This is a genomic window from Microbacterium sp. CCNWLW41, assembly GCF_037083505.1.
In genome coordinates, this window is sequence record NZ_JBAOJP010000002.1 from 279,256 (window position 1) to 303,800 (window position 24,545).

The 24,545-nt window shown below is 71.0% G+C and carries 27 protein-coding genes and 2 tRNA genes; 9 read left to right on the plus strand and 20 right to left on the minus strand.

What is annotated here, in order from left to right:
• Positions 1–37: 37 nt before the first annotated feature.
• The gene (locus V6R91_RS09075; protein ID WP_271059853.1) at positions 38–208 is read right to left on the minus strand and encodes a hypothetical protein; all 171 of its coding nucleotides are present in this window, start codon (positions 206–208) and stop codon (positions 38–40) included.
• On the minus strand, positions 208–999 hold the full coding sequence (locus V6R91_RS09080) for a class E sortase (protein ID WP_336395225.1): 792 nt from the start codon (positions 997–999) through the stop codon (positions 208–210). The genes V6R91_RS09075 and V6R91_RS09080 overlap by 1 nt, the downstream gene beginning before the upstream one ends.
• A 55-nt stretch (positions 1,000–1,054) precedes the next feature.
• Here V6R91_RS09080 and V6R91_RS09085 point away from each other — a divergent pair, with 55 nt between their 5' ends.
• On the plus strand, positions 1,055–1,294 hold the full coding sequence (locus V6R91_RS09085) for a cell division protein CrgA (RefSeq protein ID WP_067246852.1): 240 nt from the start codon (positions 1,055–1,057) through the stop codon (positions 1,292–1,294).
• Between the two features lie 265 nt (positions 1,295–1,559).
• On the opposite strand, the gene V6R91_RS09090 is transcribed toward V6R91_RS09085, so the two are convergent.
• Complete coding sequence (locus V6R91_RS09090; RefSeq protein ID WP_336395226.1) at positions 1,560–2,456, minus strand: rhomboid family intramembrane serine protease; 897 nt, start codon at positions 2,454–2,456, stop codon at positions 1,560–1,562.
• 36 nt (positions 2,457–2,492) lie between these two features.
• Complete coding sequence (locus V6R91_RS09095) at positions 2,493–3,050, minus strand: peptidylprolyl isomerase (protein ID WP_336395227.1); 558 nt, start codon at positions 3,048–3,050, stop codon at positions 2,493–2,495.
• A 119-nt stretch (positions 3,051–3,169) separates the two neighbouring features.
• On the opposite strand from V6R91_RS09095, the gene V6R91_RS09100 reads away from it, so the two are divergent.
• The 3 genes from V6R91_RS09100 (at position 3,170) to V6R91_RS09110 (ending at position 6,453) form a co-directional block, all read left to right on the plus strand.
• On the plus strand, positions 3,170–3,688 hold the full coding sequence (locus V6R91_RS09100; RefSeq protein ID WP_231819481.1) for a DNA helicase: 519 nt from the start codon (positions 3,170–3,172) through the stop codon (positions 3,686–3,688).
• A 13-nt stretch (positions 3,689–3,701) separates the two neighbouring features.
• Positions 3,702–4,205: an aminoacyl-tRNA deacylase gene (locus V6R91_RS09105; RefSeq protein WP_067246863.1), complete on the plus strand. Its 504-nt coding sequence runs from the start codon at positions 3,702–3,704 to the stop codon at positions 4,203–4,205.
• Positions 4,206–4,281: 76 nt separating this feature from the next.
• A complete protein-coding gene (locus V6R91_RS09110) occupies positions 4,282–6,453 on the plus strand; it encodes an MMPL family transporter (protein ID WP_271059849.1) in 2,172 nt (723 codons plus the stop codon).
• Positions 6,454–6,459: 6 nt separating this feature from the next.
• Here the strand turns inward: V6R91_RS09110 and V6R91_RS09115 are convergent, their stop codons facing one another.
• The 3 genes from V6R91_RS09115 to V6R91_RS09125 all read right to left on the minus strand — a co-directional run bounded on the left by V6R91_RS09115 (position 6,460) and on the right by V6R91_RS09125 (position 9,399).
• The gene (locus V6R91_RS09115; protein ID WP_336395228.1) at positions 6,460–6,894 is read right to left on the minus strand and encodes an NUDIX hydrolase; all 435 of its coding nucleotides are present in this window, start codon (positions 6,892–6,894) and stop codon (positions 6,460–6,462) included.
• Positions 6,895–6,986: 92 nt separating this feature from the next.
• Positions 6,987–8,591 (minus strand): amidohydrolase, encoded by a 1,605-nt coding sequence (locus V6R91_RS09120; RefSeq protein ID WP_336395229.1) that lies wholly within the window; start codon positions 8,589–8,591, stop codon positions 6,987–6,989.
• A gap of 7 nt (positions 8,592–8,598) precedes the next feature.
• Complete coding sequence (locus tag V6R91_RS09125; protein WP_336395230.1) at positions 8,599–9,399, minus strand: hypothetical protein; 801 nt, start codon at positions 9,397–9,399, stop codon at positions 8,599–8,601.
• Positions 9,400–9,540: 141 nt separating this feature from the next.
• On the opposite strand from V6R91_RS09125, the gene V6R91_RS09130 reads away from it, so the two are divergent.
• Positions 9,541–10,662, plus strand: coding sequence for a M24 family metallopeptidase (locus V6R91_RS09130; protein ID WP_336395231.1), 1,122 nt, complete (start codon positions 9,541–9,543; stop codon positions 10,660–10,662).
• Between the two features lie 21 nt (positions 10,663–10,683).
• Here the strand turns inward: V6R91_RS09130 and V6R91_RS09135 are convergent, their stop codons facing one another.
• The 5 genes from V6R91_RS09135 to V6R91_RS09155 all read right to left on the minus strand — a co-directional run bounded on the left by V6R91_RS09135 (position 10,684) and on the right by V6R91_RS09155 (position 16,066).
• Positions 10,684–11,541 carry an ABC transporter ATP-binding protein gene (locus V6R91_RS09135; protein ID WP_336395232.1) on the minus strand — a complete coding sequence of 286 codons (858 nt, stop codon included), beginning with the start codon at positions 11,539–11,541 and terminating at the stop codon, positions 10,684–10,686.
• On the minus strand, positions 11,538–12,437 hold the full coding sequence (locus V6R91_RS09140) for an ABC transporter ATP-binding protein (RefSeq protein ID WP_336395233.1): 900 nt from the start codon (positions 12,435–12,437) through the stop codon (positions 11,538–11,540). Before V6R91_RS09140 ends, V6R91_RS09135 begins: the two co-directional genes overlap by 4 nt.
• Complete coding sequence (locus V6R91_RS09145) at positions 12,434–13,339, minus strand: ABC transporter permease (protein ID WP_255218145.1); 906 nt, start codon at positions 13,337–13,339, stop codon at positions 12,434–12,436. Before V6R91_RS09145 ends, V6R91_RS09140 begins: the two co-directional genes overlap by 4 nt.
• A complete protein-coding gene (locus V6R91_RS09150) occupies positions 13,336–14,403 on the minus strand; it encodes an ABC transporter permease (RefSeq protein WP_231819489.1) in 1,068 nt (355 codons plus the stop codon). The genes V6R91_RS09145 and V6R91_RS09150 overlap by 4 nt, the downstream gene beginning before the upstream one ends.
• Positions 14,404–14,473: 70 nt before the next feature.
• On the minus strand, positions 14,474–16,066 hold the full coding sequence (locus V6R91_RS09155) for an ABC transporter substrate-binding protein (protein WP_336395234.1): 1,593 nt from the start codon (positions 16,064–16,066) through the stop codon (positions 14,474–14,476).
• A 132-nt stretch (positions 16,067–16,198) separates the two neighbouring features.
• On the opposite strand from V6R91_RS09155, the gene V6R91_RS09160 reads away from it, so the two are divergent.
• Positions 16,199–16,774, plus strand: a complete 576-nt coding sequence (locus V6R91_RS09160) for an Lrp/AsnC family transcriptional regulator (RefSeq protein WP_271059842.1) — start codon at positions 16,199–16,201, stop codon at positions 16,772–16,774.
• Between the two features lie 11 nt (positions 16,775–16,785).
• Here the strand turns inward: V6R91_RS09160 and V6R91_RS09165 are convergent, their stop codons facing one another.
• Entirely contained in the window at positions 16,786–17,127 is a 342-nt protein-coding gene (locus V6R91_RS09165) for a hypothetical protein (protein ID WP_271059841.1), read from the minus strand.
• 96 nt (positions 17,128–17,223) lie between these two features.
• On the opposite strand from V6R91_RS09165, the gene V6R91_RS09170 reads away from it, so the two are divergent.
• On the plus strand, positions 17,224–17,784 hold the full coding sequence (locus V6R91_RS09170) for a hypothetical protein (protein ID WP_336395235.1): 561 nt from the start codon (positions 17,224–17,226) through the stop codon (positions 17,782–17,784).
• A gap of 20 nt (positions 17,785–17,804) precedes the next feature.
• Here the strand turns inward: V6R91_RS09170 and V6R91_RS09175 are convergent, their stop codons facing one another.
• Complete coding sequence (locus V6R91_RS09175; protein WP_271059839.1) at positions 17,805–18,263, minus strand: winged helix-turn-helix transcriptional regulator; 459 nt, start codon at positions 18,261–18,263, stop codon at positions 17,805–17,807.
• Positions 18,264–18,337: 74 nt separating this feature from the next.
• Between V6R91_RS09175 and V6R91_RS09180 the strand changes: the two genes are divergently transcribed.
• Positions 18,338–19,753 carry an MFS transporter gene (locus tag V6R91_RS09180; protein WP_336395236.1) on the plus strand — a complete coding sequence of 472 codons (1,416 nt, stop codon included), beginning with the start codon at positions 18,338–18,340 and terminating at the stop codon, positions 19,751–19,753.
• A 149-nt stretch (positions 19,754–19,902) separates the two neighbouring features.
• Here V6R91_RS09180 and V6R91_RS09185 read toward each other — a convergent pair whose 3' ends face one another.
• A complete protein-coding gene (locus tag V6R91_RS09185) occupies positions 19,903–20,130 on the minus strand; it encodes a hypothetical protein (protein WP_336395237.1) in 228 nt (75 codons plus the stop codon).
• 447 nt (positions 20,131–20,577) lie between these two features.
• On the opposite strand from V6R91_RS09185, the gene V6R91_RS09190 reads away from it, so the two are divergent.
• A complete protein-coding gene (locus tag V6R91_RS09190; protein ID WP_271059836.1) occupies positions 20,578–20,901 on the plus strand; it encodes a DUF3592 domain-containing protein in 324 nt (107 codons plus the stop codon).
• Between the two features lie 81 nt (positions 20,902–20,982).
• On the opposite strand, the gene V6R91_RS09195 is transcribed toward V6R91_RS09190, so the two are convergent.
• The 5 genes from V6R91_RS09195 to V6R91_RS09215 form a co-directional block, all read right to left on the minus strand.
• A tRNA-Ala gene (locus V6R91_RS09195) sits at positions 20,983–21,055 on the minus strand.
• A 40-nt stretch (positions 21,056–21,095) separates the two neighbouring features.
• Positions 21,096–21,172 (minus strand) — tRNA-Ile (locus V6R91_RS09200).
• Between the two features lie 118 nt (positions 21,173–21,290).
• Positions 21,291–22,187, minus strand: coding sequence for a DUF4097 family beta strand repeat-containing protein (locus tag V6R91_RS09205; RefSeq protein ID WP_271059835.1), 897 nt, complete (start codon positions 22,185–22,187; stop codon positions 21,291–21,293).
• Positions 22,184–22,903, minus strand: coding sequence for a response regulator transcription factor (locus V6R91_RS09210; RefSeq protein WP_067250845.1), 720 nt, complete (start codon positions 22,901–22,903; stop codon positions 22,184–22,186). The genes V6R91_RS09205 and V6R91_RS09210 overlap by 4 nt, the downstream gene beginning before the upstream one ends.
• Positions 22,891–24,375 carry a sensor histidine kinase gene (locus tag V6R91_RS09215; RefSeq protein ID WP_336395238.1) on the minus strand — a complete coding sequence of 495 codons (1,485 nt, stop codon included), beginning with the start codon at positions 24,373–24,375 and terminating at the stop codon, positions 22,891–22,893. Before V6R91_RS09215 ends, V6R91_RS09210 begins: the two co-directional genes overlap by 13 nt.
• Positions 24,376–24,545 lie beyond the last annotated feature (170 nt).

Below are 24,545 nucleotides of genomic sequence, written 5' to 3' on the forward strand. Positions count from 1 at the left end.
CCGCACGACGATCCGTGCGATCGCTCGGATTCCGGCGCTACGGCGCGGACGTGTGGATCGTCACGTCCTCCGGCGGGGAGATGATCGGGCTCACCCAGGGGAAGACGTAGAAGAACAGCCCGTAGACGATCGCCGCCACGAGGACCAGCAGGATCAGCAGCCGCACCCACCAGGGGCCGGGGAGGATCCGCCACAGTGCGCCGTACATCAGAGGCCTCCCTCGGTCAGCGACGCCGGGGCGCCCGCGGCGCGCGGCTGGAAGCTGTCGAACACCCCGTAGGCGATGATGCGCTCGGCGAGCGAGTACAGCGGCGAGCAGGCCGTGAGGGTGATGTAGCGCTCGCCCGTCTGCGCGCCGGGCATCTCCGGCACGTCCAGCAGGACCTCGACGCGATCCGGCGTCACGTACTCCAGCGTCCGGAACCGGTAGGTGTACCAGCCCTCCTGCGTCTCGATCACGATCGGATCGTTCAGCCGGAGCTTGTCGATCTGGTTGAGCGGCTTGCCCCAGGTCGTCCGATGGCCGGCGACCGAGAAGTTGCCGACCTGTCCGGGCATCTTCGACTGCGGGTACACGCCGATCCACCCGTTGTCGAGGGTCACCGGGCGACTGACGCCGCCCGCGATCGTGTTGTTGTAGTCCGCGCCGAAGCGGGGGATGATCATCTGCGCGAAGTACTCGCCGTCGCCGGGCGCCTCCAGCAGCGGGGGCTCGTACACGGGGGGCGCGTCCGGGGTCTCCGGGTCCTGGATCACCGGCGGGGGCTCCGGAGCCGGCTCCTTCGCCCACTCCTGACTGATCGCCTGGCCCTTCTCGTTGTTCGCGGCGCTCATGATGAGGTCGCCGATCCACATCTGCCAGGCCACGTAGAGCAGCACGACGACGCCCGCCGTCAGCAGGAGCTCGCCCAGCACGCCGGTCACGGATGCCCGCCGGCGCGGCTTCGTGCGACGACGGTCACGGCGCAACGGAACGTCCCCCACCACGGCTTGCGTCATGGGCGCGATACTACCGGCCTCGGTTGGGAGTCCCCTGACGGGTAGACTGTGCGACATGGCACGTCCCGAAAAGCGCGAAGAACCCGCCGTGGAGCGGGTCGAAGGCGAAGCCGCTCCCAATGCGGCATGGTTCAAGCCGGTCATGGTCGGCTTCATGCTGCTGGGTCTGGTCTGGATCCTCGTCTTCTACATCACCGGCATGCAGTACCCGATCCCGGGGCTGCAGTCCTGGAACCTGCTCATCGGGCTCGGCATCGCGCTCATCGGCTTCCTGATGACCACGCGCTGGCGCTGATCCGCCACGCTTCCGAAGCCCCCGCCACGCCGGCGGGGGCTTCGTCGTATCCACAGGTCGAGGCCGCCTGTCCACACGTTGTCCCCAGCGTGGGGAGGACTCTCCACAGGGTTTCCGGAAGGTTATCCACAGATCTATCCCCACCTGGGGAGAATTACACGGGTGTTATTCACAGGAGTTGTCCCCATGTGGAATCACCGATGCCCAACGACAAGGCCCCGCGTTCCGGGGAACACGGGGCCTTCGTCCGCTCAGGACCGGGCGGTCAGCCCGCCAGCGCGCGCATGATCAACGGCGGCAGGAACGCCACCGCGAGAAGGAGGGCGACACCGATCCCGGCCAGCGAGACGATCTGCCAGACCCGCTGCGTCGGTCGGCGCAGCACGGCGTAGACCAGTCCGATGAGCGCGCCCGTGATCGCTCCGCCGAGATGCGCCTGCCATGCCACGTTGAATCCCGGGACGAACCCGATGACGAGGTTGATGAGCAGGATGACGAGGATCCCCGTCACGTTCGCGCCGAAGTGACGCCCGATCACGAGCAGCGCCGCCATCAGCCCGAAGACCGCCCCCGACGCCCCGACGGTCGCAGTGCCCGGCGCGATCAGCGCCACGGCCACCGATCCGCCGAGCGCGCTCAGCACGTACAGCGTCAGGTAGCGCCATCGTCCGATGAGCGGCTCCAGGCTCTGGCCGATCATCCACAGCGCGAGCATGTTCAGGCCCAGGTGCCAGAAGCCGCCATGGACGAGCGCCGCCGTCAGCAGCCGCCAGGGCTCGAACGGGTAGCCGAAGAGGTTCGGGTACAGGTACGGCGTCCAGAACAGCAGCTGGTCCGTGATCGCCGACCCCAGACCCGGGATGAGCTGGAGCAGTCCGATGAAGGAGGTGATCGCGAGGATCGCGTACGTCACAACCGGACGGCTTCCGGGGGCCGCGACCACCACCGCGCTTCGCCAGGAGCGACGCGCCTTCCGCTGCGCGGGCGACTCGGCCTTGCGCTGCTCCTTCATGCACTCCGGGCAGATCACCCCGACCGCGGCCTGGGTCTGGCACTGGGGGCAGATCGTCCGCAGGCATCGCTGACACAGCACGAAGCTCTGCCGGTCGGGATGCCGGTAGCAGAAGTTGTCGCGGTTCGCCGCGAAGTCAGCGGTGGTCATCGGCGGGCGGGCCCGGAAGCGGAGAGTCGGCCGTGCTCAGGCGGCGACGACGTCGACGGAGTGCAGGACCACGTCCTCCACCGGACGGTCCCCGGCACCGGTGCGCACCGCGGCGATCGCGTCCACGACCTTCTTCGAGTCCTCGTCGGCGACCTCGCCGAAGATCGTGTGCTTGCCCATCAGCCACGGCGTCGGGTCCGTCGTGATGAAGAACTGCGAGCCGTTGGTGCCCTCCACCGCGCCGGTGATGGCGTTGCGGCGCAGGCCCGCGTTCGCCATGGCGAGCTTGTAGGGGTCGTTGAAGTCGAGCTCGGCGTTGATCTCGTCGTTGAACGTGTAGCCGGGGCCGCCGACGCCCTGACCGAGGGGGTCGCCGCCCTGGATCATGAAGTTGGGGATGATCCGGTGGAAGATCACGTCCTTGTAGAGGGGCCCCTCACCCGGCTTGCCGGTCTCGGGGTGGGTCCAGTCCGCGCTGCCGTCGGCGAGGCCGACGAAGTTCTGGACGGTGCGCGGAGCGTGGTCGCCGAAGAGGTTGACGACGATGTCTCCGTGGTTCGTGTGCAGGGTCGCGACGTGCGTGGCGTGAGGCATGGGTCCATTGTCTCAGAGCTTCCGATGAGTTCCCCGGGGTTCTGCCACTTCGCGCTGTCATCCCCGGCCAGGCATGGCAAGATGGGGAATCCGAACCCCTTTTCGATTGGGAGGGCACCGTGGGCCTCAGCCGCAAGCGCAAGAAGGAACTCCGCCGTCTGCAGGGCGACGCGACGAAGCTGTGGGAGGCCCAGCAGGCCCTCGCCGGAGAGGCGGCCACGGTCGCCCGTGAGGCCGGCAGACAGCTCGACAACTTCCGTCGGGAGCAGCTCGTGCCGACGGTGCAGGACGTCTACCACAACCGCGTCGTCCCGGTGGTGGACAAGGGCGTCAAGGTCTCTCGCGACGTCGTCGACCACCGCGTCGTCCCCTTCGTCGGTGACGTCATCGGCAACGCGCTCACCGCGTGGGACGTCGCCAACGCGAAGCGGCACGCGGCCACCGGCCGCGCGGCGCGCGCCGTGGCCCGCGTCGTCGAGCCGGAGCCCAAGAAGAAGGGCGCCGGGGTCGGCACCGTCATCGCGGTGATCCTCGGCGTCGGCGCCGCCATCGGCGTGCTGTTCGCCGCGTGGCAGACGCTGCGCGCCGACGACGAGCTGTGGGTGGCCGACGACCCGCTGAGCACGCCCGAGGCGTGAGCAGGACCCGCGGGTGAGCGCGGCCCCGTCCGTCGACCCGGTCGACGGGCCCGATCCGCACGAGCGCGTCCGGTCCGCCGCGACCCGGCGCGGGCTCGAGATCGAGATCCGCGAGCGCCCCGTCGCACGCAGCCTCCCGGAGGCCGCGGCGCTGCTCGGCCTGGAGCCCTCGGGCATCGTGAAGACGCTGGTCGTCAAGCGTTCCGACGACACGTTCCTGTTCGCGCTGGTGCCCGGCGGACGGAAGATCTCGTGGCCGAAGCTGCGCGCCGTGGTGGGCGTGAACCGGCTCAAGCTCCCGGATCCGGAGGTCGCGCTGGCGGCGACCGGCTACGAGCGCGGGACGATCGTGCCGATCGGCAGCACGACCGACTGGCCGGTGTTCGCGGACGCCTCGATCCGCGGACGCCGGATCGCGATGGGCGCCGGGACGCACGGCTACAGCCTGTTCGTCGACGCCGACGCGCTCATCGACGCCTACGACGCGACCGTCGCGGACATCTCCGATCCGGAGTGACCCGGGCGGCTGGGCTCGCCGTCATCCCCGCAGAGAGCTCGAAGAGGAACCGATGAGAGAGCTCGAAGAGGAACCGATGACCGCTCCCGCCCCCGCCCGCCGCCGTGCGAGACGACCGGGGAGATGGCTGCGCGGGGTGCTGCCCGCCGTCCTCATCGTCGCGTGGCTCGCCGCGGCGTCCTTCGGCGGCCCGCTGTTCGGGAAGGTCGACGAGGTCTCCTCGAACGACAGCACGGCGTATCTGCCCGAATCCGCCGATGCGACGCAGGTCCGTGCGCTCCTGCCCGAATTCACCGACTCCGACGCCATCCCGGCGATCGTCGTCTTCGTCGCCGAGCAGTCGCTGACGGAGGAGCAGCTCGCGGGGATCGAGGAGGCGCTGGCGGAAGCGACGGGGGCGGAGGGGGTCTCGCCGGACGTCTCCCCGGCGCTGCCCTCCGAGGACGGGCGCGCCGTGCAGGCCTTCGTCCCGATCCTCGAGGACGCCGACGTCGGCGACACGGTCGGCGAGCTCGGCGCGGAGCTCCGTGACGCGGCACCGGCGGGCGTCACCGTGCACATCACCGGACCCGCCGGCTTCACCGCGGACCTCGTCGCCGCCTTCGCAGGGATCGACGGGCTCCTCCTGCTCGTGGCGTTCGCGGCCGTGCTGGTCATCCTCGTGCTGGTCTACCGATCACTCCTGCTCCCGGTCGTCGTCCTGTCGACGAGCCTGTTCGCCCTCTGCGTGGCGCTGCTCGTCGTGTGGTGGCTCGCGAAGGCCGGAGTGCTCCTCCTCAGCGGACAGACGCAGGGCATCCTCTTCATCCTCGTCATCGGCGCCGCGACGGACTACGCACTGCTCTTCGTCGCGCGGTTCCGCGAGGAGCTGCGGACGACGAAGGATCGCGGCGCCGCGATCGTCGGTGCGTGGAAGGGCGCCGTCGAACCCATCCTGGCCTCCGGCGGCACCGTGATCGCGGGGCTCCTCTGCCTGCTGCTCAGCGACCTGAAGTCCAACAGCGCTCTCGGTCCGGTCGCGGCGATCGGCATCGTGTTCGCGATGCTTGCCGCGCTCACCCTCCTGCCCGCGCTGCTGTTCGTGTTCGGCCGGGCCGTCTTCTGGCCGCGGCGACCGGCGTTCGAACCGGAGGTCGTGGCGGCGGAGAACGGCATGCCCGGCCGCGGCCTGTGGTCGCGGCTGGCCCGGGCGATCCCGCGACGGCCCCGCCTGATCTGGATCGGCACCACGCTCGTCCTCGCCGTCGGCGCGCTCGGTCTGACACAGCTCGATGCGAACGGCGTCCCGCAGTCCGATCTCGTCCTGTCCGCATCGGACGCGCGGGAGGGTCAGGCGGCGCTCGGCGAGCACTTCCCGGGCGGATCGGGGAGTCCCGCCTCCGTCGTCGTCGACGCCGACGACCTCCAGAAGGCGACCGACCTGCTCCTCGCGCGCGAGGGCGTCGAGGGGGTCGCCGTGGTGACCGCGGACTCGCCGAGCGGGTCCGCTCCCGTCACCGCCGACGGCATCCAGGCGTTCGGCCCGCCGGGGACCCCGACGCCGGAGCCGACCGTGGTGGACGGACGCGTCCTCCTTCAGGCGACGCTCGCGGATGCGGCCGACTCCCCGGCCGCGGCGGACACCGTCCTCGGCATCCGGGCGGATCTCGCTCCCCTCCACGCGCTGGTGGGCGGGGTGACCGCGACCGCGGTGGACACCAACGAGGCCTCGATCCACGACCGGGCGGTGATCATCCCGCTCATCCTCGGCGTCATCCTCGTCATCCTGATGCTGCTCCTGCGCTCCATCCTGGCGCCGATCCTCCTCATTCTCACGACGGTGCTGTCCTTCGGCACGGCCCTGGGGGTCTCCGCGCTGGTGTTCACGCACGTGCTCCACTTCCCCGGTGCGGACCCGGCGGTCCCGCTGTACGGGTTCGTCTTCCTCGTCGCGCTGGGGATCGACTACAACATCTTCCTCATGACCCGAGTGCGCGAGGAGTCCCTCGCGCACGGCACGCGCGACGGCATCGTGCGGGGTCTGGCGATCACGGGCGGCGTCATCACCTCGGCCGGCCTCGTGCTGGCGGCCACGTTCGCGGCGCTGTCGGTGATCCCGATCCTGTTCCTCGTGCAGCTCGCGTTCATCGTCGCGTTCGGCGTGCTGCTGGACACCTTCGTGGTGCGTTCCCTGCTCGTCCCGGCGCTCGGGTACGACATCGGCCGCGCGGTGTGGTGGCCGTCGCGTCTGAGCCGCGGCGAGCGCTGAGGAGTCTCAGCGCGACTGCATCACCCCGGCCATCCCGAGGGCGATGTCGACGAGCTTCACGCGCGGGAGGGCCCCGATCGCGGAAAGGTCGAACCATCCGGCCATGTCCGTCGTGCCGTTCTTCTCGAAGCGCAACCGGCCGCCGGTGATGTGCGCGCGGTAGACGATGCGCAGGGTGTGCAAGGGGGCGTCCGCGCCGGGCGTCACCCTCTGTCCGGCCGGGATCACCCGGGAGTGGATACCGAGGAGCTCGTCGATCGCGACCTTGTAGCCGGTCTCCTCGCGGACCTCGCGGCGCGCGGCGACCTCGGGATCCTCGCTGGGTTCGAGGCCTCCGCCGGGCATCGTCCACGACGCGCGGCGTCCCTCCGTCCAGCGGGCGAGGAGCACGCGTTCGTCCTCGTCGGTGATGACCGCGTAGGCGGCGACGCGCATGTCCACGCGCCTCACCCTATCCAGCACGCCGCCGCACCGCGACGATTCGACCATATGCCGATCCGGGAATATGGTCTGGACAGCCGCTCGCTGTGGCCTCAGACCACGCGGCGTCCGGCCAGATACGTGGCGCGCACCTCGGTCTCGGCGAGCTCGTCGGGCGTCGCCTCCAGTGGATCACGATCGACGACGATGAGGTCGGCGAAGAGGCCCGGCGACAGCGATCCGACCTCGTTCTCGGAGAACAGCTGCCAGGCCGCGTTGACGGTGTGCGCGGCGAGCGACTGGCGCCGATCGACCGGGGAGCCTCCGGGCATGACACGCCCCGTCCGGCTCGTGCGCGTCTCTGCGACCGCCATGTTGCGGAACGGCTCGGTGGGAGTGACCCACCCGTCGTTGTGGAAGCTCGCCCGGTGACCGGCGGCGAACGCCGCACCGGCGTCGGCCCATGCGCCACCGCGCTCCGCCCCGAACAGGTCGTCGACGAGGACGTCGCCCCAGTACGTGATGTGGTCCACGAACAGGCTCACCGTGACCCCGAGCGCGGCCGCACGTCGGAACTGCCCGGGGGTCATGGCCCCGACATGCTCCAGACGGTGCCGGTGGTCGACGCTGCGGTGTCGACGGATCAGCTCCTCGTACACGTCGAGGGTCTGGTCGATCGCGAGGTCCCCGTGGGCGTGGCAGGCCAGCTGCCATCCTGCCGCCGCGTAGGGCTCCGCGACGGCGAGCAGCTCGTCGGGGGAGTAGTTCGTGCGCCCGACGTGTCCCGGTTCCAGTCCCAGCGCCCGGGTCGCCTCCGTGTCGAGGTAGGGGAAGCTCGTGGCGATGTTGCCGATCCACGGCGAGCCGTCCGACCAGGTCTTGACCCCCACCTGACGTGTCATCGCATCCCCCGCGCCGCGGGCGCGCGGAGCACCCCCGGGGCGGGACATCTCGTACCAGCGCAACCGCACCGGCAGGCGGCCGGCAGCGCGCAGCGCCTCGACCGCGGGGTTCAGGGCGGGGTTCCAGCTCAGGTCGGCGACGGTCGTGCATCCGCGCCGGGCAAGGTCCTCGACGTGCGCGCCCAACAGCCCGACGATGTCCGCCTGCGCCGCCGACAGCAGCGGTGCCGTGACGATCTCGACTGCGCGCGCCTCCTGAGCGACCCCGGACAGATCCCCGGACGCGTCTCTCCCGAACGAGGCGCCGGATGGGTCGGGGGTGTTGCGGCTGATCCCCGCGACGTCCGCGGCCGCGGTGTTGAAGTAGGCCGAGTGGCCGGAGTTGTGCACGATCACGAGCGGCACGGACCCCGCCATCTCGTCGAGGAGGGCGCGTCCCGGTTCCGGCAAACCTCGTTGCAGCAGCGCATCCCAGCCGTTTGCGAAGACGCTTCCCGAGGACTCGGCCGCACGCGAGATCGCAGCGCGAAGGGTGTCCATCACCTGCGCGGCCGTCGGCACGACGACCGGACGCAGATCGACGACCCGATCCGACAGCAGCACCGCCGCCGTGCCCGGATGGCCGTGCGGCTCGATGAGCCCCGGCATGATCCACCCGTCCAGTCGTTCCCGCTGCGCCGACGGGTGGGCCGCGGCGAGCGCGTCCGTCGCGCCGACCGCGAGGATCCGGCCGTCGTCGTCGACGAGCACGGCCTCGGCGAGGTCGGGACCCGTGGGGGCGAGCGGTCGGACGCGCCCCGTGAACAGGATGCTCATCGCGACGCTATCCGACCGGAGTGATCTCGACCGGGCTGCCGAGGTCGTGATAGTACTGCGTGGCCGTCTCGGTCAGGCCGAGGAACGAGACCGTCCCGGTCGCTCCGACCGGGATCCATCCGTCCGAATACCAGAGCTCGTACGCGTCCACGCCGACACCGCCCCAGGAGAAGGCGGCGTCGCTCACGATCCGGTAGGCGTCGACGGTCGTCGCGTTCGGCAGCTCCACCGGGGCCGGCTCCTGCACGGTCCAGGCCGGGCTCGCGGCGATCAGGTCCACCGTCGCCGCGGGATCCGCGAAGATGCGCGTGAGCTCTCCCGCGATCCCGGCGATCATGACCTCCGGGTCGGCGGAGGTGACGTCCCCGGCGATCGGTCCGGTCCCGCGATCAATCCACATCTGGCCACCGATGTAGGTGACCTCCATCGAGCCCTCGGCGTCGTCGATCGTGCCCTGCATCTCGAAGTCCGGGGCGTAGCGGAATCGCACCTCGCCGTTCTGCGACCCGCTGCGGATCGTCTCCCGTCCGCTGCCCGTGCTGCGCAGGGCCATCGCCACGCAGGCCCCCAGCGTGGCGCCGTCGTAGGCCGCGCCGGGGGAGAGCGGCAGCGCCGCGCATTCCGCCGGCGACGCCCAGGTCTTCTCCGACGGCGTCGGGGTGGGGGTGGGCGTCGCGCTCGGCAGCGGCGAGGGCGCCGACGCCTCGGCGGAGGGCGATCCCGTCGGCGCCGGCGCGGTCGCGGTGCAGCCGGCGAGGAGCGCCGCGAGAACGATCACCGCACCGGGCACGAGCGCACGCATCCTCATCGACGTTCTCTCCTTCGGGGCACGGGGTCCCCTCGATGCTAGCGGTGTCGGCCTCGTCCTGCTCGGCGGCCGGGGACCCGTGTGGAACGATCGGCTGCGCGCCACGGCCCGGGCGACACCGCGGGGCAATAGCGTGGGGACATGAGCGCATCCCCCTTCGCCGCCGAGGTCTACGCCTCCCGTCTCGACCGCGCCCGCACGCTGGCCGCGGATGCCGGCCTGGACGGACTCGTCGTCGGCCCGGGACCGGACCTGCAGTACCTCCTCGGGGTGGAGGGCGACACGATCGAGCGGCTGACCGCCCTCGTTCTGCGCCCGGCAGCTGACCCGGTCGTGGTCGTGCCGCGGATGGAGCTCGCGAAGGTCCGGGAGACCGCCGTGGGCACGCTCGGCCTGCGCATCGCGGACTGGGTGGACGGCGAGGATCCCTATGCACTCGTCACCGCTGCGCTCGGGTCCCCGGCCCGCGTCGGGGTGTCCGACGCCCTCCCGGCCCTGCATGTCATCCCGATCGGCGATGCGTTGGGGGTCCGATTGGACCTCGCGACACCGGTACTGCGTGAGAGCAGGATGATCAAGGACGCCGCGGAGATCGAGGAGCTGCGCCGTGCCGGTTCCGCCATCGATGCGGTGCACCGGGCGGTGCCGGGGCTGCTGCGCGCCGGACGCACGGAGCGGGAGGTCGCCGCGGACATCCATGCGGCGATCCTCGCGGCCGGTCATCGCTCCGTCGAGTTCGTCATCGTCGGGTCCGGCCCGAACGGCGCGGACCCGCACCACGAGGTCTCGGACCGCGTGCTCGAGGACGGCGACGTGGTCGTGGTCGACATCGGCGGCGCCGTGCCGTCCGGCTACAACTCCGACAGCACGCGCACGTACGCCGTGGGCACGCCCTCCGCGGAGGCGGCGCAGCGGATCGGGATCCTGCAGAGCGCGCAGCAGGCCGCCGTGGACGCCGTGCGCCCGGGCATCACCGCCGCGGAGGTGGACGCGGCCGCGCGGGACGTGCTCTCCGCGGCGGGGTTGGGCGAGGCGTTCCTCCACCGGACCGGGCACGGCATCGGCGTATCCGTGCACGAGGAACCGTACATCGCCCCCGGGAACGATCTCGTGCTGCGCGAGGACATGGCGTTCAGCATCGAGCCGGGCATCTACTTCCCGGGCTCGTGGGGAGCGCGGATCGAGGACATCGTCGTGGTGACCGCCGACGGCGCCGAGCGCCTGAACAACGCCCCGCACGGGCTCACCCCCGCCGGTCATTGAGCGAGGAGCGCAGCGCGCCGGTCAGCGGGTGCGGTCGAGGGCCTCCGGGATCTCCGCGGACCACGCGGAGGGCGCCTCCGACGCCGGGGCGGCGGGCAGCACCCCGGCGCCGTCCGGGTGCGGGATCGCCGCCAGCAGCGCCTCGGTGTACGGGTGCACCGGATCGGCCCACACCGTCGCGGTCGGTCCCGACTCCACGATGCGGCCGCGATACATCACCGCGACCCGGTCGGCCATCAGCCGCACCACCGAGAGGTCGTGCGAGATGAAGAGCATCGCCGCCCCGGAGGCGACGCACAACTCCCGCATCATCGCCGCGACCGACGCCTGCGCCGAGGCGTCGAGGGCTGAGATCGGCTCGTCGGCGACGATCAGATCCGGGCGCGCGGCGAGCGCCCGCGCGATCGCGACCCGCTGGCGCTGACCCCCGGAGAGCTGGTACGGATAGCGGTCGGCCAGCGTCGGCGACAGCCCCACAGCCTCGAGCCAGTGCGCCGGGGGCTCGACCGCCGCGCCGCGGGCGCGCGCAGCGCGGGATCCCTCCGCGATCTGCTGCGAGACCCGCAGCCGCGGGTTCAGCGAGGAGTTCGGATCCTGGAACACCATCTGGATCGCCGTGAGCTCCTTCGGCCGGGTGCGCAGGCCCAGCGGCGGGACGGCCCGGCCGCGATAGCGCACCTCTCCGCCGCGGGGGCGCTCCATCCCCACGACGGCGCGCGCCGTGGACGACTTCCCGCAGCCGCTCTCGCCCACGAGGGCGAGCACCTCTCCGGCGGCGATGTCGAACGAGACGCCGTCCACCGCGCGGAACGCGGACCGCCCGCCGTACTCGACGACGAGATCGCCGACGTGCAGCACCGGGGACCGGGGGTCGCTCACCGCTTCTCCTCCTCGTTCACGGGTGCCTCGTTCACGGGCGCCTCGTTCCCCTGCGCGCCGTTCCCGTGCGCGCCGCTCGGCGCGGCCGCCGGGGCGTCCACCAGCGGGTCCTGCGCGTCGGGCATCGCGTCCAGCAGCTCCCGCGTGTACGGGTGCTGCGGGTCCGTGAACACCTGCCGGCGGGACCCGGACTCGACGATCAGCCCGCCGCGCATCACCGCGACGTCGTCGGCCACGGCGCTCATCACCCCCAGATCGTGGGTGACGAGCAGCACCGCGAGGTCCCGCTCGGTGGCGAGGTCGCGCAGAAGGTGGAGGATCCCGGCCTGCACCGTGACGTCCAGCGCCGTCGTGGGCTCGTCCGCGAGCAGGACCTCCGGGTCGCAGGCGAGCGCGATGGCGATCGCGATGCGCTGCCGCTGACCGCCGGAGAACTGATGCGGGTACTTCTGCAGCGCCTCGTCGGGGTTCGGCACCCGAACGAGCGCGAGCAGCTCTGCCGCCCGCGCACGCGCCTGGGCGCGCGAGAGCCCGCGATGCGCGCGCATACCGTCGGCGAGCTGGGAGCCCACCGTGATCTGGGGGTGCAGGCTCGCGGACGGATCCTGGAACACCATGCCGATCCGCTTCCCGCGGATCCGTCGATACGCCCGGTCGCCCATTCCGACGAGCTCGGTGTCCCCGCCGAGAAGGATGGATCCCGATGCGGTGCCGCCCGCGGGGAGCAGGCCGAGCACGGCCATCGCGGTCATGCTCTTGCCGGACCCCGATTCGCCGGCGAGGCCCTGCACCCGCCCGGCGACCAGGTCCAGGTCGATGCCGCGGACGACCTCGGTGCGGTGCCTCCTGGTCTGCCCCAGCTCGACGCGGAGGTCGCGGATCGCGAGCACGCTCATGCCTTCACCTCCACGGCCGTCGGAGACTCGGCCTCGCGCTCCCGCGCAGCGAGCGGGTCCAGCGCGTCGCGGAGGGAGTCCCCGATGAAGTTGAACGCCATCACGACCGTGAGGATCGCGAGGCCGGGGAACAGCCCCAGCCACCACGCCGAGGTGTTCTGCATCGCCGCGGCGATCATGGTCCCCCACTCCGGCGTCGGCGGCTGGGCGCCCAGGCCCAGGAAGGAGAGGCCCGACAGCAGCAGGATCGCGGTGCCGATGTCGAGCGAGGCGAGCACGAGGACGGGACCGGCGATGTTCGGCAGCACGTCGCGGATCAGGGAGCGCAGCGGCGAGGATCCCAGGAGACGGCCGGCGACGACGTAGTTCTGCGTGCGCAGGCCCAGCACCAGCGATCGCGTGATGCGGGCGTACGGAGGCCAGGCGACGATGATGCCTGCGATCACCGCGTTCATGATCGACGGCCCGAGGGAGGCCGCGATCACCATCGCGAGGATCACCGTCGGGAACGCCATCACCATGTCGGTCAGGCGCATGAGCACCTCGTCGATCCATCCGCCCAGGTAGCCGGCGACGGCGCCGACGATGGTTCCGACGACCATCGCGCAGACGACGAGCATGAGCGCGAGGGGGATGGTGGTCTGGGCCCCGGTGAGAAGACGGGAGAAGACGTCGCGACCGTTGGTGTCGGTGCCCATCAGCGCGTCCGGGCCCGGGGGCGACAGCCGGGGGAGGTCCTGGGCCAGCGGGTCGTGCGGCGCGATCACGGGTGCGAGGACGGCGACGATCAGCCATCCCACCGCGATCACGGTGCCGACGAGGGCCAGGGGCGTGCGCCAGGCGCGCGGGAGCAGCGGCCGGCGGCGCTTCGGCGCGATCTTCTCAGGGATGACGAGGTTCACGACAGCCTCACCCGGGGGTCCAGGACGCCGTAGAGCACGTCGACGACGAGGTTGATGACGAGATAGATGACCCCGACGACGAGGCCGACGCCCGTGACCGCGAGCAGGTCGAGGTTCTTCGACGCGTTGTAGGCGTAGGTGCCCAGTCCCGGCCAGGCGAACACGGCCTCGACGAGGACGGTTCCCGACAGGAGGCTCCCGAAGGCGATGCCGACGAGGGTCAGGATCGGGAGGGCGGCGCCGCGCAGGACGTAGCCGACGACCACGCGGCGGCCGGACAGGCCCTTCGCGCGGGCGGCACGGGCGTAGTCCATGTCCAGCACCTCGAGCACCGAGGTCCGGACGAACCGGGTGAGGGTCGCGATCGTGAACAGGCTGAGGACGAGGACGGGAAGCGCCAGGTGGCTCGTCGCATCGAAGAACCCGACCGAGTCGCCGTTGAGGATGTAGTCGATCGTGTAGAACCCGGTGATCCGCGGCGGCGGCGTGATGGTGGGCGAGATGCGCCCGGAGCCGGACACCCAGTGCAGGTTCATGAAGAACAGCTGATAGGTGAGGATCGCCATCCAGAAGGTGGGGATGCTGAGGCCGATCAGGGTCACGACGCGGACGACCTGGTCGGTGACCTTGCCGCGGCGGTAGGCGGCGAGCGTCCCGAGCACCACCGCGACCGCCAGGCTGACGAGGATCGCGTAGAACGCCACCTCCGCCGTCGCGGGAACGGCCTTCGCCAGGTCCTCCGAGACGGATCGGCCCGTGGTCATCGACGTGCCGAGATCGCCGCGCAGGAGGTTGCCCACGTAGAGGAAGAACCGCACCCACACCGGCTGGTCGAGACCGTACTTCTCCCGGAACGCCTCGACGGTGGCGGGGTTCGAGGAGGCGCCCTCCCCGAGCGCGGCGCGCACCGGGTCGCCGGGGACGACGACGGTGAGGGAGAAGGTGACCAGCACGATCCCGAACAGGAGGATCACGCTCGTCACGGCGCGGCGCGCGAGGAAGCGCAGCAGCGTGTGCTGCGCTCCGCGCACCGTGCGAGTGGCGATGGCTTCGGTCTGTGTCACGGGGGGACTTCCGTCAGGCGGGCGAAGTGACGGCGCGGCGGGGACGACAGGCGCGTCCCCGCCGCGGCGCTCAGCCGGCGGGGTGCAGGGCGCGCAGGTCGAGCGTCCAGGTCACGTTGTACTCGAGCCCGGCGACCGTGTCGTCGCTCGCGACGTTGTTCCCGGGGACGATCAGCGGGACGAACGGACCGCTCTCCTGCATCGCCTCCGCGAAGGCGGTGAAGTCGGCGTCGCGCTCGTCGCTGCTCGTGGCGCTCTTGGCCGTGGCGACCAGCTCGGCGATCGGCGCGGAGGCCGACGCGGGCCATCCGGCCCGCAGGCCCACCTTCTCGCCCGGGCCGAACGGCAGGAACGAGGAGGAGTCGGCGTAGTCAGGGCCCCAGTACCAGAGCGAGAACGCCTCCTTCCCGGCGACGTACGGCTCGACCTCGGTGGCGAACGGCGCCGGGGCGAGCTCCACGCTGATGCCGACGGCCTTGAGCTGCTGCTGCACGCGCTCGGCGACCGGGGTGAACTCCACGCCGCCGACCGGGTTGTCGTTCGGGAACTGCAGCCTGACCGTCTCGCCGGCGTAGCCGGACTCGGCGAGCGCGGACTTGGCCCGCTCCGCGTCCGGCTTCACACCCTCCGCGAGCGCGCCGCCGAACATCGGCGGGATGACGCCCGTGGCCTGGACGGATCCGGCACCGGCCAGCTCCAGGAGCTTGTCGTAGTCCAGCGCGTAGCGGACGGCCTCGGCGAACTTCGGGTTGGCCGTGACACCGCCGACGGCCGGGTCCTGGTTGACCAGGAGGAACAGCGTCTCCGCGGACGGGACCGAGTCGACCACGAACCCGTCGCCCAGGTCGGCGACCTGGTCTCCGGAGAGGTCCACCGCGACGTGCGAGTCGCCGCCCTTGAGGTTGGTGAGCTGGGTGGCCGACTCGGGGATGTTCCGGACGACGATCTTGTCGTAGGCGGCCTCATCCGGGCCGTCGTACTCCTCGTTCTTCACGAGCACGACCTGCGAGGTCAGGTCCAGCGACTCCAGCGTGTACGGGCCGGAACCGGCGGAGGTGCCGTCGAGGTACTTCTGCGCGGCGTCGGAGGTGTCGGTCGTGCCGCCCTCCTTCTCGACGGCCTTCGCGTTCAGGATCGACAGCGACGGGTTCGTCACGATCGCCGGCAGCTGCAGCGACGGCGTCTCGGTCGTGAGCGTCACGGTCTTGTCGTCCACCTTGGTGACGGTGATGCCCGCCATCAGGAAGTTCGCCTTGGAGTCCGTCAGCCCCGCGACGCGCTCGAGCGAGAAGACCACGTCGTCCGCCGTGACCGGGGACCCGTCGGAGAAGGTGCGTCCGTCCTGGATCGTGAAGGTGAACTCCGTCGCGTCCTCGTTCTGCTCCATCGTCGCCAGCGACGGCTTCGGCGTGTGCGAGTCGGTGCCCTCGAAGGTGAGCAGCGTGTCGTACACCGCGTGGATGATCATGTTGCCGGTGGGCACGTAGTTGCGCCCCGGGTCGCCCGTCTCCAGGGAGAAGGCGGTGTCGACGACGAGGGTTCCGCCCCCGTCCGCTGACGAGTTCCCGCCACCGTTCGCGGAGTTTCCTCCGGAGCATCCGGCCAGCGTCAGGGCGGCGGCCGCGAGCAGCGCGGCGGCGGCGCGGCGATGTGAACGAGCCACGGGCGTTCCTCCTCAGTCACGGCTGGACGGGTCGGATTCTCGCCAGCCATTTTCCGGCACTATATCCGAGGCATCGCGCCTATTTCGCGCAATCCATTGATGCGTTGGACCCCATGAGGCAATATGTCCAGCATGAACGCCGATGATCACGCGTCGACTGGACGATCCGCCGCCGCGATCGACGAAATCGGCTTCGACATCCTCCGGGTGCTCCGAGACAACGGTCGGATCTCGATCGCCGCCCTCGCTCAGGAGGTCGGGATCTCCCGCGCGAGTGCCTACTCGCGCGTCGAGGCGCTCACCCGCGCCGGGGTCATCTCGGGCTATTCGGCGCGGGTCGACACGGCGAAGGTCGGGCTCGGCGTGAGCGCACTGGTCTTCTGCACCATCCAGCCGCAGAGCTGGCACTCGTTCCTCGGCTCCGTCGGCGAGCTGCCCGACGTCGAGTCGGCCCGCGTGACGACCGGGGAGCACGACGTCATGCTGATCGTGCGCAGCGTCGACGTGGAGACGATGCAGTCGCTCGTGATCGGCACGATCGCCGCACTTCCGGAGGTGACCAAGCTCGAGACGGTGATCGTCCTCGGCGAGATCTTCCGCCGGCCCTACGTGCTGCCGACGGACATCCCCGCGCGCGAGCCGATCTCCGTGGAGACGGGCCTGATGGGGTTCACCCGCACGGACCCGACCCGTCAGACCCGGGTCTGACGGAGTAGGCGTCAGATCTGCCGGCAGACGCTGACGTGGTCGACGCCGTCGACCACGAAGTCCTCGACGAGCCGGATCCGCCCCTCCGCGTCGTGCTCGACGCGACTCACCGCGTCGCCGCGCACGACGGAGCCGTCGGTCACGAGGGCGTGGGCGAACGAGATCCGCACCTGGTCGTCGGCGAGCTCGCCCACGAAGCGCCCCTCCGTCACGGTGTCACCGGTGTACTCGCCCCAGACCAGCCGACCGTCCTGGTGGTAGTCGAAAGTGGTGGGCGACTCGGGGTCGACGGCGCTGGCCGTGGAGGAGACCATCGCGAAACGCAGCCCGTCGAGGGAGAGGGGGGAAGGCATGACGACGAGTATGGCGGTCCGCGGACCCGATCCGCCAATCCGGACGCTTGACGGGTCGCCGCGGGTGCGGGAGCATCTCGGCCAGGAGGAGACGATGTGACGACCCCCGCGCGCGCATCCCGTCCGACGCCGTGGCGACGCCTCTGGCCCGCCGCGTCGGGCGTGCTCGTCGCGGCCGCGACGGCGTATGCGCTGACCGACGGTCGCGGTGCCGCGCCGGTCGTCGCCGCCTCCGGTCTCGTGTATCTCGCCGCCGCGGCGTCCGGACGCCGCGGCGCCGCCTGGGCCTCGTTCGCCGTCGCCTTCGTGCTCATCGCGATCGACAAGTTCACGGCGTTCGACGCGGTGCCTTGGCTGCTCGTGCTGGCCGGCGCCGTGCTCGTCGCCGGGCTCCTGCTCCGCCGCCGCGGACCGTGGTGGATGCTCCCGCTGCAGGCCGGCGCCATGGTCGCGTTCGGGGCGATCGCCGCCATCGCCCTCGCACTCGATCCGCGGTGGGGCGGACTGCTCGTCGCCGCAGGACTTGTCGCCCACGCCGCGTGGGACATCTGGCACCACCGGACGGACCGGGTCGTCGATCGCTCCTTCGCGGAGTTCTGCGCCGTGCTCGACGTCCTCGTGGCGATCGTCGTGGCCGTCGTCTCCCTGGTCCGCTGACGGACCCGCCGCCGCCTCGGTCAGGACGCGACGGCGGTCCGCTCGGCCTGGGCTCGGTCGAACTCCTCACGGGCGCGAGCGATCCGGTCCTGGTGCTCCTCGGTCCACACGACGAGAGACTGGACGGTGTCGTGGAGCGTTCGCCCCATCGTCGTGAGCCGGTACTCGACCCGCGGGGGCACCTCCGGATAGATCGTGCGGTGGACCAGGCCGTCGCGCTCCAGGTTCCGGAGGGTGACCGTCAGCATGCGCTTGCTGATCCCGGCGATCTCACGGCCGAGCTCCCCGAAGCGCATCGACTTCGCGTCCAGGAGGGCGATCACCAGCAGCGACCACTTGTCGGCGATGCGGTCGAGGATCTGCCGCACCTCGCAGTCCTCCCGCGCATCCCACTGGAACGGGTCCCGATCGTCGCGGCACTCGGCCGGGGCGGGCACCTCGAGGGAACCCGGGTACGCGGAAGTGCCTTCTTGTGCCATGGATCCATGGTGACCGAACATGAGCGAGGTTACAAGGAGTAACCAGGATCCGATGAGTGACCGAGGAGCGAGCCGTGACCGACCTGAAGACCCCCACCGGATCCGCGCCCGTCACCCCACAAGGCTCCTGGGGAGTGCTCGCCGTCGTCACCGGCGCGCTGTTCCTGGAGGGCATCGACATCGCGATGCTCAACGTGGCCGTTCCGAGCATCGCGTCGGACATCGGTCTCGGCACGGGATCGGCGCACTGGGTCATCAGCGCGTACGTCCTCGCATATGGCGGATTCATGATCCTCGGCGGACGGGTCGCGGACCTCCTCGGACGGCGGCGGGTCTTCCTCGTCGCGCTCGGCGTGTTCGCCGCGTTCTCCCTTCTCGGCGGCCTCGCGCACGAATCGTGGGCGCTGATCCTCGTGCGCCTGGTGACGGGTGCGGCCGCCGGGTTCATGACCCCGGCCGGATTCAGCCTGCTGACCACCAGCTTCCCGGAGGGCCCGCGCCGTGGCAGGGCGCTGGCGATCTATGGCGCGATCGGCGCCGCCGGCTTCTATCTCGGAGTGGTCGCCGGAGGCGTGATCACCTCGTTCGGGTGGCGGTGGGTGTTCTTCGTCCCGGCGGCGATCGCTCTCGTCTTCCTCGTCGTCGGGTGGCGCGCCGTGCCGCGGAAAGACAAGCCGGTCGGCGCCGGACGTGCGCGATTCGACGTCGGCGGCGCCGTCACGCTGACGGCGGCGATGATGTCCTTCATCTTCGGCGTCGTGACCGTGGGGGAGCACCCGGGCGATCCTCTCGGGCTGTCCGCGCTGGGCGCCTCCGTGCTGCTGCTCGTCGCGTTCCTGGTGATCGAGCGGCGCGTGCCGGAACCGCTCGTCCCCTCCGGGGTGTTCACCCAGGGACGGCTCCCCTGGATGAGCGCCGTCGGAATGCTCTTCATGGGCGGATTCATGGCCTGGCAGTTCCTGCTCACCCTGTTCCTGCAGGAGCACCTGGGATGGGGACCGCTCGAGACCGGCCTCGCCTTCGCGGCGATGATCGTGGAACTGCTCATCGCCCCGTCGCTCACGCCACAGATCGCCGCGCGGTGGGGGAACCTCCCCACCCTCACGGCGGGTCTCGTCTCCATGACGATCGCCTTCCTGCTCACGCTGCGCCTCGACGCCTCGTCCGGCTTCCTCGACCTACTGCCGTCGCTCCTCCTGATCGGGGTCGCGTTCGCCCTGGTGTACGGGCCTCTCACGGCCGCCGCCGTGGAGGGGGTGGAGCCGGATCGCCACGGCGTCGCCGGCGGGATCGTCTACACCGGCTTCCAGTTCGGGGCGGCGCTCGGCGTCTCGGTCGCCACCATCGTGCTCGCCGCCGGTGGCGGTTCCGCCTCCGACGCCGACTACGCCCGGGCCCTGTGGGTGCCGTTCGTCGCGGTCGCGGTCGGACTCGTGACCGCCGCCGCATCCCGCGTCCGCCGACCCGCCGCACGGAGCACCGCCGGATAGGACCCCGACATGAACAAGAGCGCCGGCCCTTTCAGCCGTACCACGCGACGCGCGCCGCATTGCTCCGCGATTCTGGAGCTCCTGAAGAGCAGTTCGAACGGGCCATCGACCTCTGCACCCACCCGCCGAGCAGGCGCTACCTCATCGGCCTACAGCAGGAAACGCTTGACGATCCGTCGATCCGCCGCAATTCGCGGCCGAGCCGATCGTCGCCTGAGGTCAGCAGGCGAGGCAGCTGCACATCCGACCACGCGTCCGTACTCATCCAGAATGCGCAGTTTCTCCAACGACTCGGGCAGATCGCCGGTGTGCAGATCACTCACCAGCGACGGCTCGGTGCTCCCGCCGCTGATCGTCAGAGAGGTGAGGTTCGTCATCTCACCGATAACTTTCGGCAGGCGCGCGATCTTATCGTTGTGGGGAGCCCAGAGTTGAGCAGTTTTGACCTGTGCCGCCCGTTCAGGGAGCAACGGCTAGTCGAAGAACAGCACTTCGCGCTCGGGCCCGAACGGGCTTGGATCCTACTCGTCAGGGATCAACGCGTAACGGGTGGGAGGCTGACTCCAGGACCGGTGCGATTCGCGTCGCCGGCGTCGACCTGTCGACCTGTTCATCACTGCCTCGCCCGGCAACTCGGTGTTCCAACCAGAGATCTCCTCACCGAGGACAACGATCGCCACGAGGACGTCGAGCACGGCGCAGAATTCCGCGAAGGAGCGTCGTGGCCATCCTCTCCCTGGTCCGCTGACGAGGCGGCGCCGAGAGCTCCGCGCTTCGTGCCCGCCTACACTGAGGACCGACGTCGACGGGGAGGCGAGGCGCGTATGACGGTCGGAGTGATCATCGCCCTCATCACGGGCACCGTCGGGCTCGCATGGGTCGTCTGGCTCGTCGTCCAGGATCGCCGGATCCAGGCGGAAGGGCGCGACGTGCGAGTCCTCGTCGAGGAGGCCCGCGTCGTCGCGCGCAACGACAGCAGTTCCGTCACGGTCCGATACCGCCTGTCGTGGAGCGAGGGCGGAAGGGTTCGGCGGGTCGAGGGCACGGAGACGATCGGAGCGCATCGTATGCAGGCGGTGAGAGCGGGCGAGGAGGTCACGATCCGGTACCTGGACGACGGGCAACTGCGGTTCGTCTTCGATCGGTAAGCGACCAGAGTCCCGACCAGCGACTCACGAGACGCGAGAACCGTGCCACGGCGACGCAGTTAAGACAGTTCTTGCGGACTGTGGAGCCTAGGAGATTCGAACTCCTGACATCTTGCTTGCAAAGCAAGCGCTCTACCAACTGAGCTAAGGCCCCGAACGGGATCCGACGGATCCTGCGGGTGTTCAGTTGTGTGTGGTGGGGCTACCAGGACTTGAACCTGGGACCTCTTCATTATCAGTGAAGCGCTCTAACCGCCTGAGCTATAGCCCCGCATCAACCTCCAAGACTTTACCGGATCCCGCCGCGATCACGAAATCGGCGTCGGGTCGCAGCGGGCCCGGGGACGGAAGCCGTCGTCCCCGGGCCGAACCGTCGCGCGCCGCCGCGGTCAGCGGCCTTCGCGGACGCTGATGCTGCCCGCCGCGACCTGCACCGTGACGACGCTCCGCGCCGACGCGCTGGTCTGCAGACCGTTGTCGAAGCTGCCCGCGGCCACCTCCTGATCGACCGCGTACGCGCCCTGCGGAAGGGTCACGGTCATGGACCCCGCCGTGGCGTCGAGAGAGACCTCGTCGGGCTGGGATCCGGTGAGCTCGGCCTCGAGACGACCGGCCGACATCGTGAGGTCGGCTTCGCGCACGCCGTCCAGCGTGAGATCGGCCCGACCCGCCGAGATCTGCGCGGAGACCGATGTCGCCGACCCGTCCACCGTCATGGCGCCGGCACCGAGCTCGAGATCCAGCTCACGGAAGTCGCCGCTGGCGGTCAGGGATCCGGCCGAGAGCTGGAGATCCGCATCGAGGCGCCCCTCCAGCTGCTCCGGCAGCGTGAGCACGACGACCACGTCGTCGGTGCTCCAGCTGCCCCACCATCCCCACCACCCCCATCGTCCGTTCGGGCCGTTCACGCGGAGGGTGTCCTCGTCGCGACGCATCTCCCACTCGCCGGGGGATCGGCCGTCCACCCGGAGCTCGGCATCGGTCACGTCGCCGAAGCGCACCGTGACGTCCGCTCCGCCGGCGTCGACCTCGAGGTCCGTGATCCCGTCGATCGGGGCCGTGAGACCGTGGGCCGACCCCGCGGGCCGGAACTGGCCGGTGGCGGCGAAGGCGGCGCCGCCGCCTGCTCCGAGCAGAGCGATGCCGCCGACGATCGCGGCCACGATCGTGATGGCGCGACCGGCGCCGGAACCGCCCGAGGGCGCAGCAGGACCGGCGGGCGTGCCCGGGCCCGACGCGCTCGCGTCGTGTCCGGCGGGAGGGGGCGTGTTCGGGGTGGTGTTCATCGTGTCGTTCCCGTCTGTCTGGTCTGCGGAGCCGGTGCCGGAAGGCCGGCGCTGTTCTCGATGTGGGCGATGGCCGCGAGCACACGGCGGTTGCCGGACTCGTCGGGCTCCAGCCCGAGCTTCTGGAAGATGGCGGTGATGTGCTTCTCCACGCTCGCCTCGGAGAGGAAGAGCAGGCCCGCGATCGCCTGATTGGACTTCCCCTCGGCGATGAGGGCGAGCACGGTGCGCTCGCGCTCGGTGAGGGTACGCATGCGGTCGTCCTGATTGCGTCGGGTGAGCAGCTGCGCCACCACCTCGGGATCCAGGACCGTGGCCCCCGCCGCGATCCGCTCGACCGACTCGATGAAGTCCGACACGTCGGCGACGCGGTCCTTCAGCAGGTAGCCCAGAGGTCCCGGCGCCGAGGGACCGGAGCCCGTCTGCGCGATGATCAAGTCGCTCGCGTACCGCTCCTCCACGTACTGCGAGAGCACGAGGAGCGGAAGCCGGGGCAGGCGCCGCCGGAGGGCGAGCGCCGCGCGGATCCCCTCGTCCACGAACGTGGGCGGGAGCCGCACGTCGAGGATGCAGAGCTCGGGGTCGGTGCGATCGACGGTCTCGTCCAGCGCGGTGGCGTCGGGGAGGGCGGCGACCACGTCGTGGCCGGCATCCTCCAGGAGGCGGGCGAGGCCCTCCCGCAGCAGGACCGAGTCCTCGCAGATCAGGATGCGCATGGGACGCTCACCTCCAGGCTCGTCGGGCCGCCGACCGGGCTGTCCAGCCGGACGGACCCGCCGGCCGCGAGCACGCGGTTCGAGATCCCGTCGAGGCCACCGCCGGGGGTGACGCGCGCGCCGCCCATGCCGTTGTCCTCGACCCGCGCCCACAGGACGCCGCCGTCGCGGACCCGAACGACCACCCGGCACTCGCTGGCCCGCGAGTGCTTCGCGGCGTTGGTGAGCGACTCCGCGATCGCGAAGTACACCGCAGCCTCGGCGTCGCGGCTGCATCGGCCGTCCATGCGCACGTCCAGCATCACGGGGATGTGCGACCGGCCGGCGAGCGCCGACAGCGCGGCGTCGAGGCCGCGGTCGTCGAGCACCGACGCATGGATCCCGCGGGCGAGCTGGCGCAGCTCGGTGATGGCGGCCTTGGTGGAGGTGTGCGCCTCCTCGATCAGCGCCTTCGCCGCCGTCGGATCCGTGTCGATCTTCTGCTGCGCCATGCCGAGCGTCATCCCGACCGAGACGAGACGCGGCTGGACGCCGTCGTGGAGATCCCGTTCGATCCGGGTGCGCTCCACGTCCGCGGCGCGCACGGCGCCGGCGCGCTGGGCGCTGGTCGTGCGGACCTGCTCGGTCAGCACGGCCTCGCGCGAGGGACCGCCCACGATCGCTCTGGCGATGACCCGGTGCAGCAGCGCCAGGCCCCAGATCCCCGCGAGCGACGCCAGCACGCCGAGGATGCCGATGACCGGCGCCCAGGCGACCGGGTAGCGAGCGCCCCACCCCGTGTCCGCCTCACCGCTGGTGAACAGCGGGGCGAACGCCGTCACGACCGACCAGCCGAACCACGTGAACAGACGCAGGACGATCGCGCCGAGCATGCACGCGATGGCGAAGTTCGCCAGGGCCCGCCACATCCGACCGTCGGTCGCCTGTCGTCCGAGGGAGCGCAGCCAGCCGCCGAAGCCGGGCTGGCCGGATCGACGCAGGCGCAGCGACGGGATGCCGAGACGGTAGAGGTCGTCCACGCGAGCGGTCTCGAACCAGGCCACCCCGTAGAGGGCGTAGACCAGGCCCACGAGCAGCAGCGCCCCGACGCCGAAGAGGAAGAGGAGGCCGACGCCGGTGGCGAGCAGCCCGCCGAGGATCGCGACGATCCCGGATCCCACGATGCCCAGCGCAGCGAGCTCCAGCGTGGTGAGGGCGAGCCGCAGCGGCACGGCCCGGCGCTCCGCCTTCGCCGCGGGCACCGGCGCGGCCGGGGGAATCGTCGCGGTCGGGGGCACCGGCGCGGCCGGCGGGACCGCAGCCGTGGGCGCCGCCGCGGCAGCCGGTGCACTCGCCGCCGCGGTCGGGGGAGTCGGGGGGACAAGCGGAGCGTGCGCGTCGGCCGGGCCCGGCGGGGTCGGCGCCGCGGGGGTCCCGGGCGTGGGGGACGTCGGCACCGTGGCGGCCGGGTCGGAGGACGGATTCGTGGTCATGGCATCCACGCTACGGGGGGCGGCTTCCCCTCGTAACGGGGGCATCCGGATGCCTCGCTTCGGGGTTTCCCTACCGTCCCCGCGCGGCATCCCCCTCCCCGTCCGTCGAGTGGTCAGTTTCTGTGGGTTGGCGGGCGCGGAACCCACAGAAACTGACCACTCGACGCGGG

Bases quoted from the DNA above. Each gene is read 5' to 3' on its own strand.
- V6R91_RS09140 (WP_336395233.1), bottom strand. From the start codon at position 12,437: ATGAGCGTGCTCGCGATCCGCGACCTCCGCGTCGAGCTGGGGCAGACC.
- V6R91_RS09125 (WP_336395230.1), bottom strand. From the start codon at position 9,399: ATGAGGATGCGTGCGCTCGTGCCCGGTGCGGTGATCGTTCTCGCGGCG.
- V6R91_RS09120 (WP_336395229.1), bottom strand. From the start codon at position 8,591: ATGAGCATCCTGTTCACGGGGCGCGTCCGACCGCTCGCCCCCACGGGT.
- V6R91_RS09080 (WP_336395225.1), bottom strand. From the start codon at position 999: ATGACGCAAGCCGTGGTGGGGGACGTTCCGTTGCGCCGTGACCGTCGT.
- V6R91_RS09175 (WP_271059839.1), bottom strand. From the start codon at position 18,263: ATGGCACAAGAAGGCACTTCCGCGTACCCGGGTTCCCTCGAGGTGCCC.
- V6R91_RS09185 (WP_336395237.1), bottom strand. From the start codon at position 20,130: ATGACGAACCTCACCTCTCTGACGATCAGCGGCGGGAGCACCGAGCCG.
- V6R91_RS09165 (WP_271059841.1), bottom strand. From the start codon at position 17,127: ATGCCTTCCCCCCTCTCCCTCGACGGGCTGCGTTTCGCGATGGTCTCC.
- V6R91_RS09130 (WP_336395231.1), top strand. From the start codon at position 9,541: ATGAGCGCATCCCCCTTCGCCGCCGAGGTCTACGCCTCCCGTCTCGAC.
- V6R91_RS09075 (WP_271059853.1), bottom strand. From the start codon at position 208: ATGTACGGCGCACTGTGGCGGATCCTCCCCGGCCCCTGGTGGGTGCGG.
- V6R91_RS09095 (WP_336395227.1), bottom strand. From the start codon at position 3,050: ATGCCTCACGCCACGCACGTCGCGACCCTGCACACGAACCACGGAGAC.
- V6R91_RS09110 (WP_271059849.1), top strand. From the start codon at position 4,282: ATGACCGCTCCCGCCCCCGCCCGCCGCCGTGCGAGACGACCGGGGAGA.
- V6R91_RS09190 (WP_271059836.1), top strand. From the start codon at position 20,578: ATGACGGTCGGAGTGATCATCGCCCTCATCACGGGCACCGTCGGGCTC.
- V6R91_RS09160 (WP_271059842.1), top strand. From the start codon at position 16,199: ATGAACGCCGATGATCACGCGTCGACTGGACGATCCGCCGCCGCGATC.
- V6R91_RS09090 (WP_336395226.1), bottom strand. From the start codon at position 2,456: ATGACCACCGCTGACTTCGCGGCGAACCGCGACAACTTCTGCTACCGG.
- V6R91_RS09210 (WP_067250845.1), bottom strand. From the start codon at position 22,903: ATGCGCATCCTGATCTGCGAGGACTCGGTCCTGCTGCGGGAGGGCCTC.
- V6R91_RS09205 (WP_271059835.1), bottom strand. From the start codon at position 22,187: ATGAACACCACCCCGAACACGCCCCCTCCCGCCGGACACGACGCGAGC.
- V6R91_RS09215 (WP_336395238.1), bottom strand. From the start codon at position 24,375: ATGACCACGAATCCGTCCTCCGACCCGGCCGCCACGGTGCCGACGTCC.
- V6R91_RS09085 (WP_067246852.1), top strand. From the start codon at position 1,055: ATGGCACGTCCCGAAAAGCGCGAAGAACCCGCCGTGGAGCGGGTCGAA.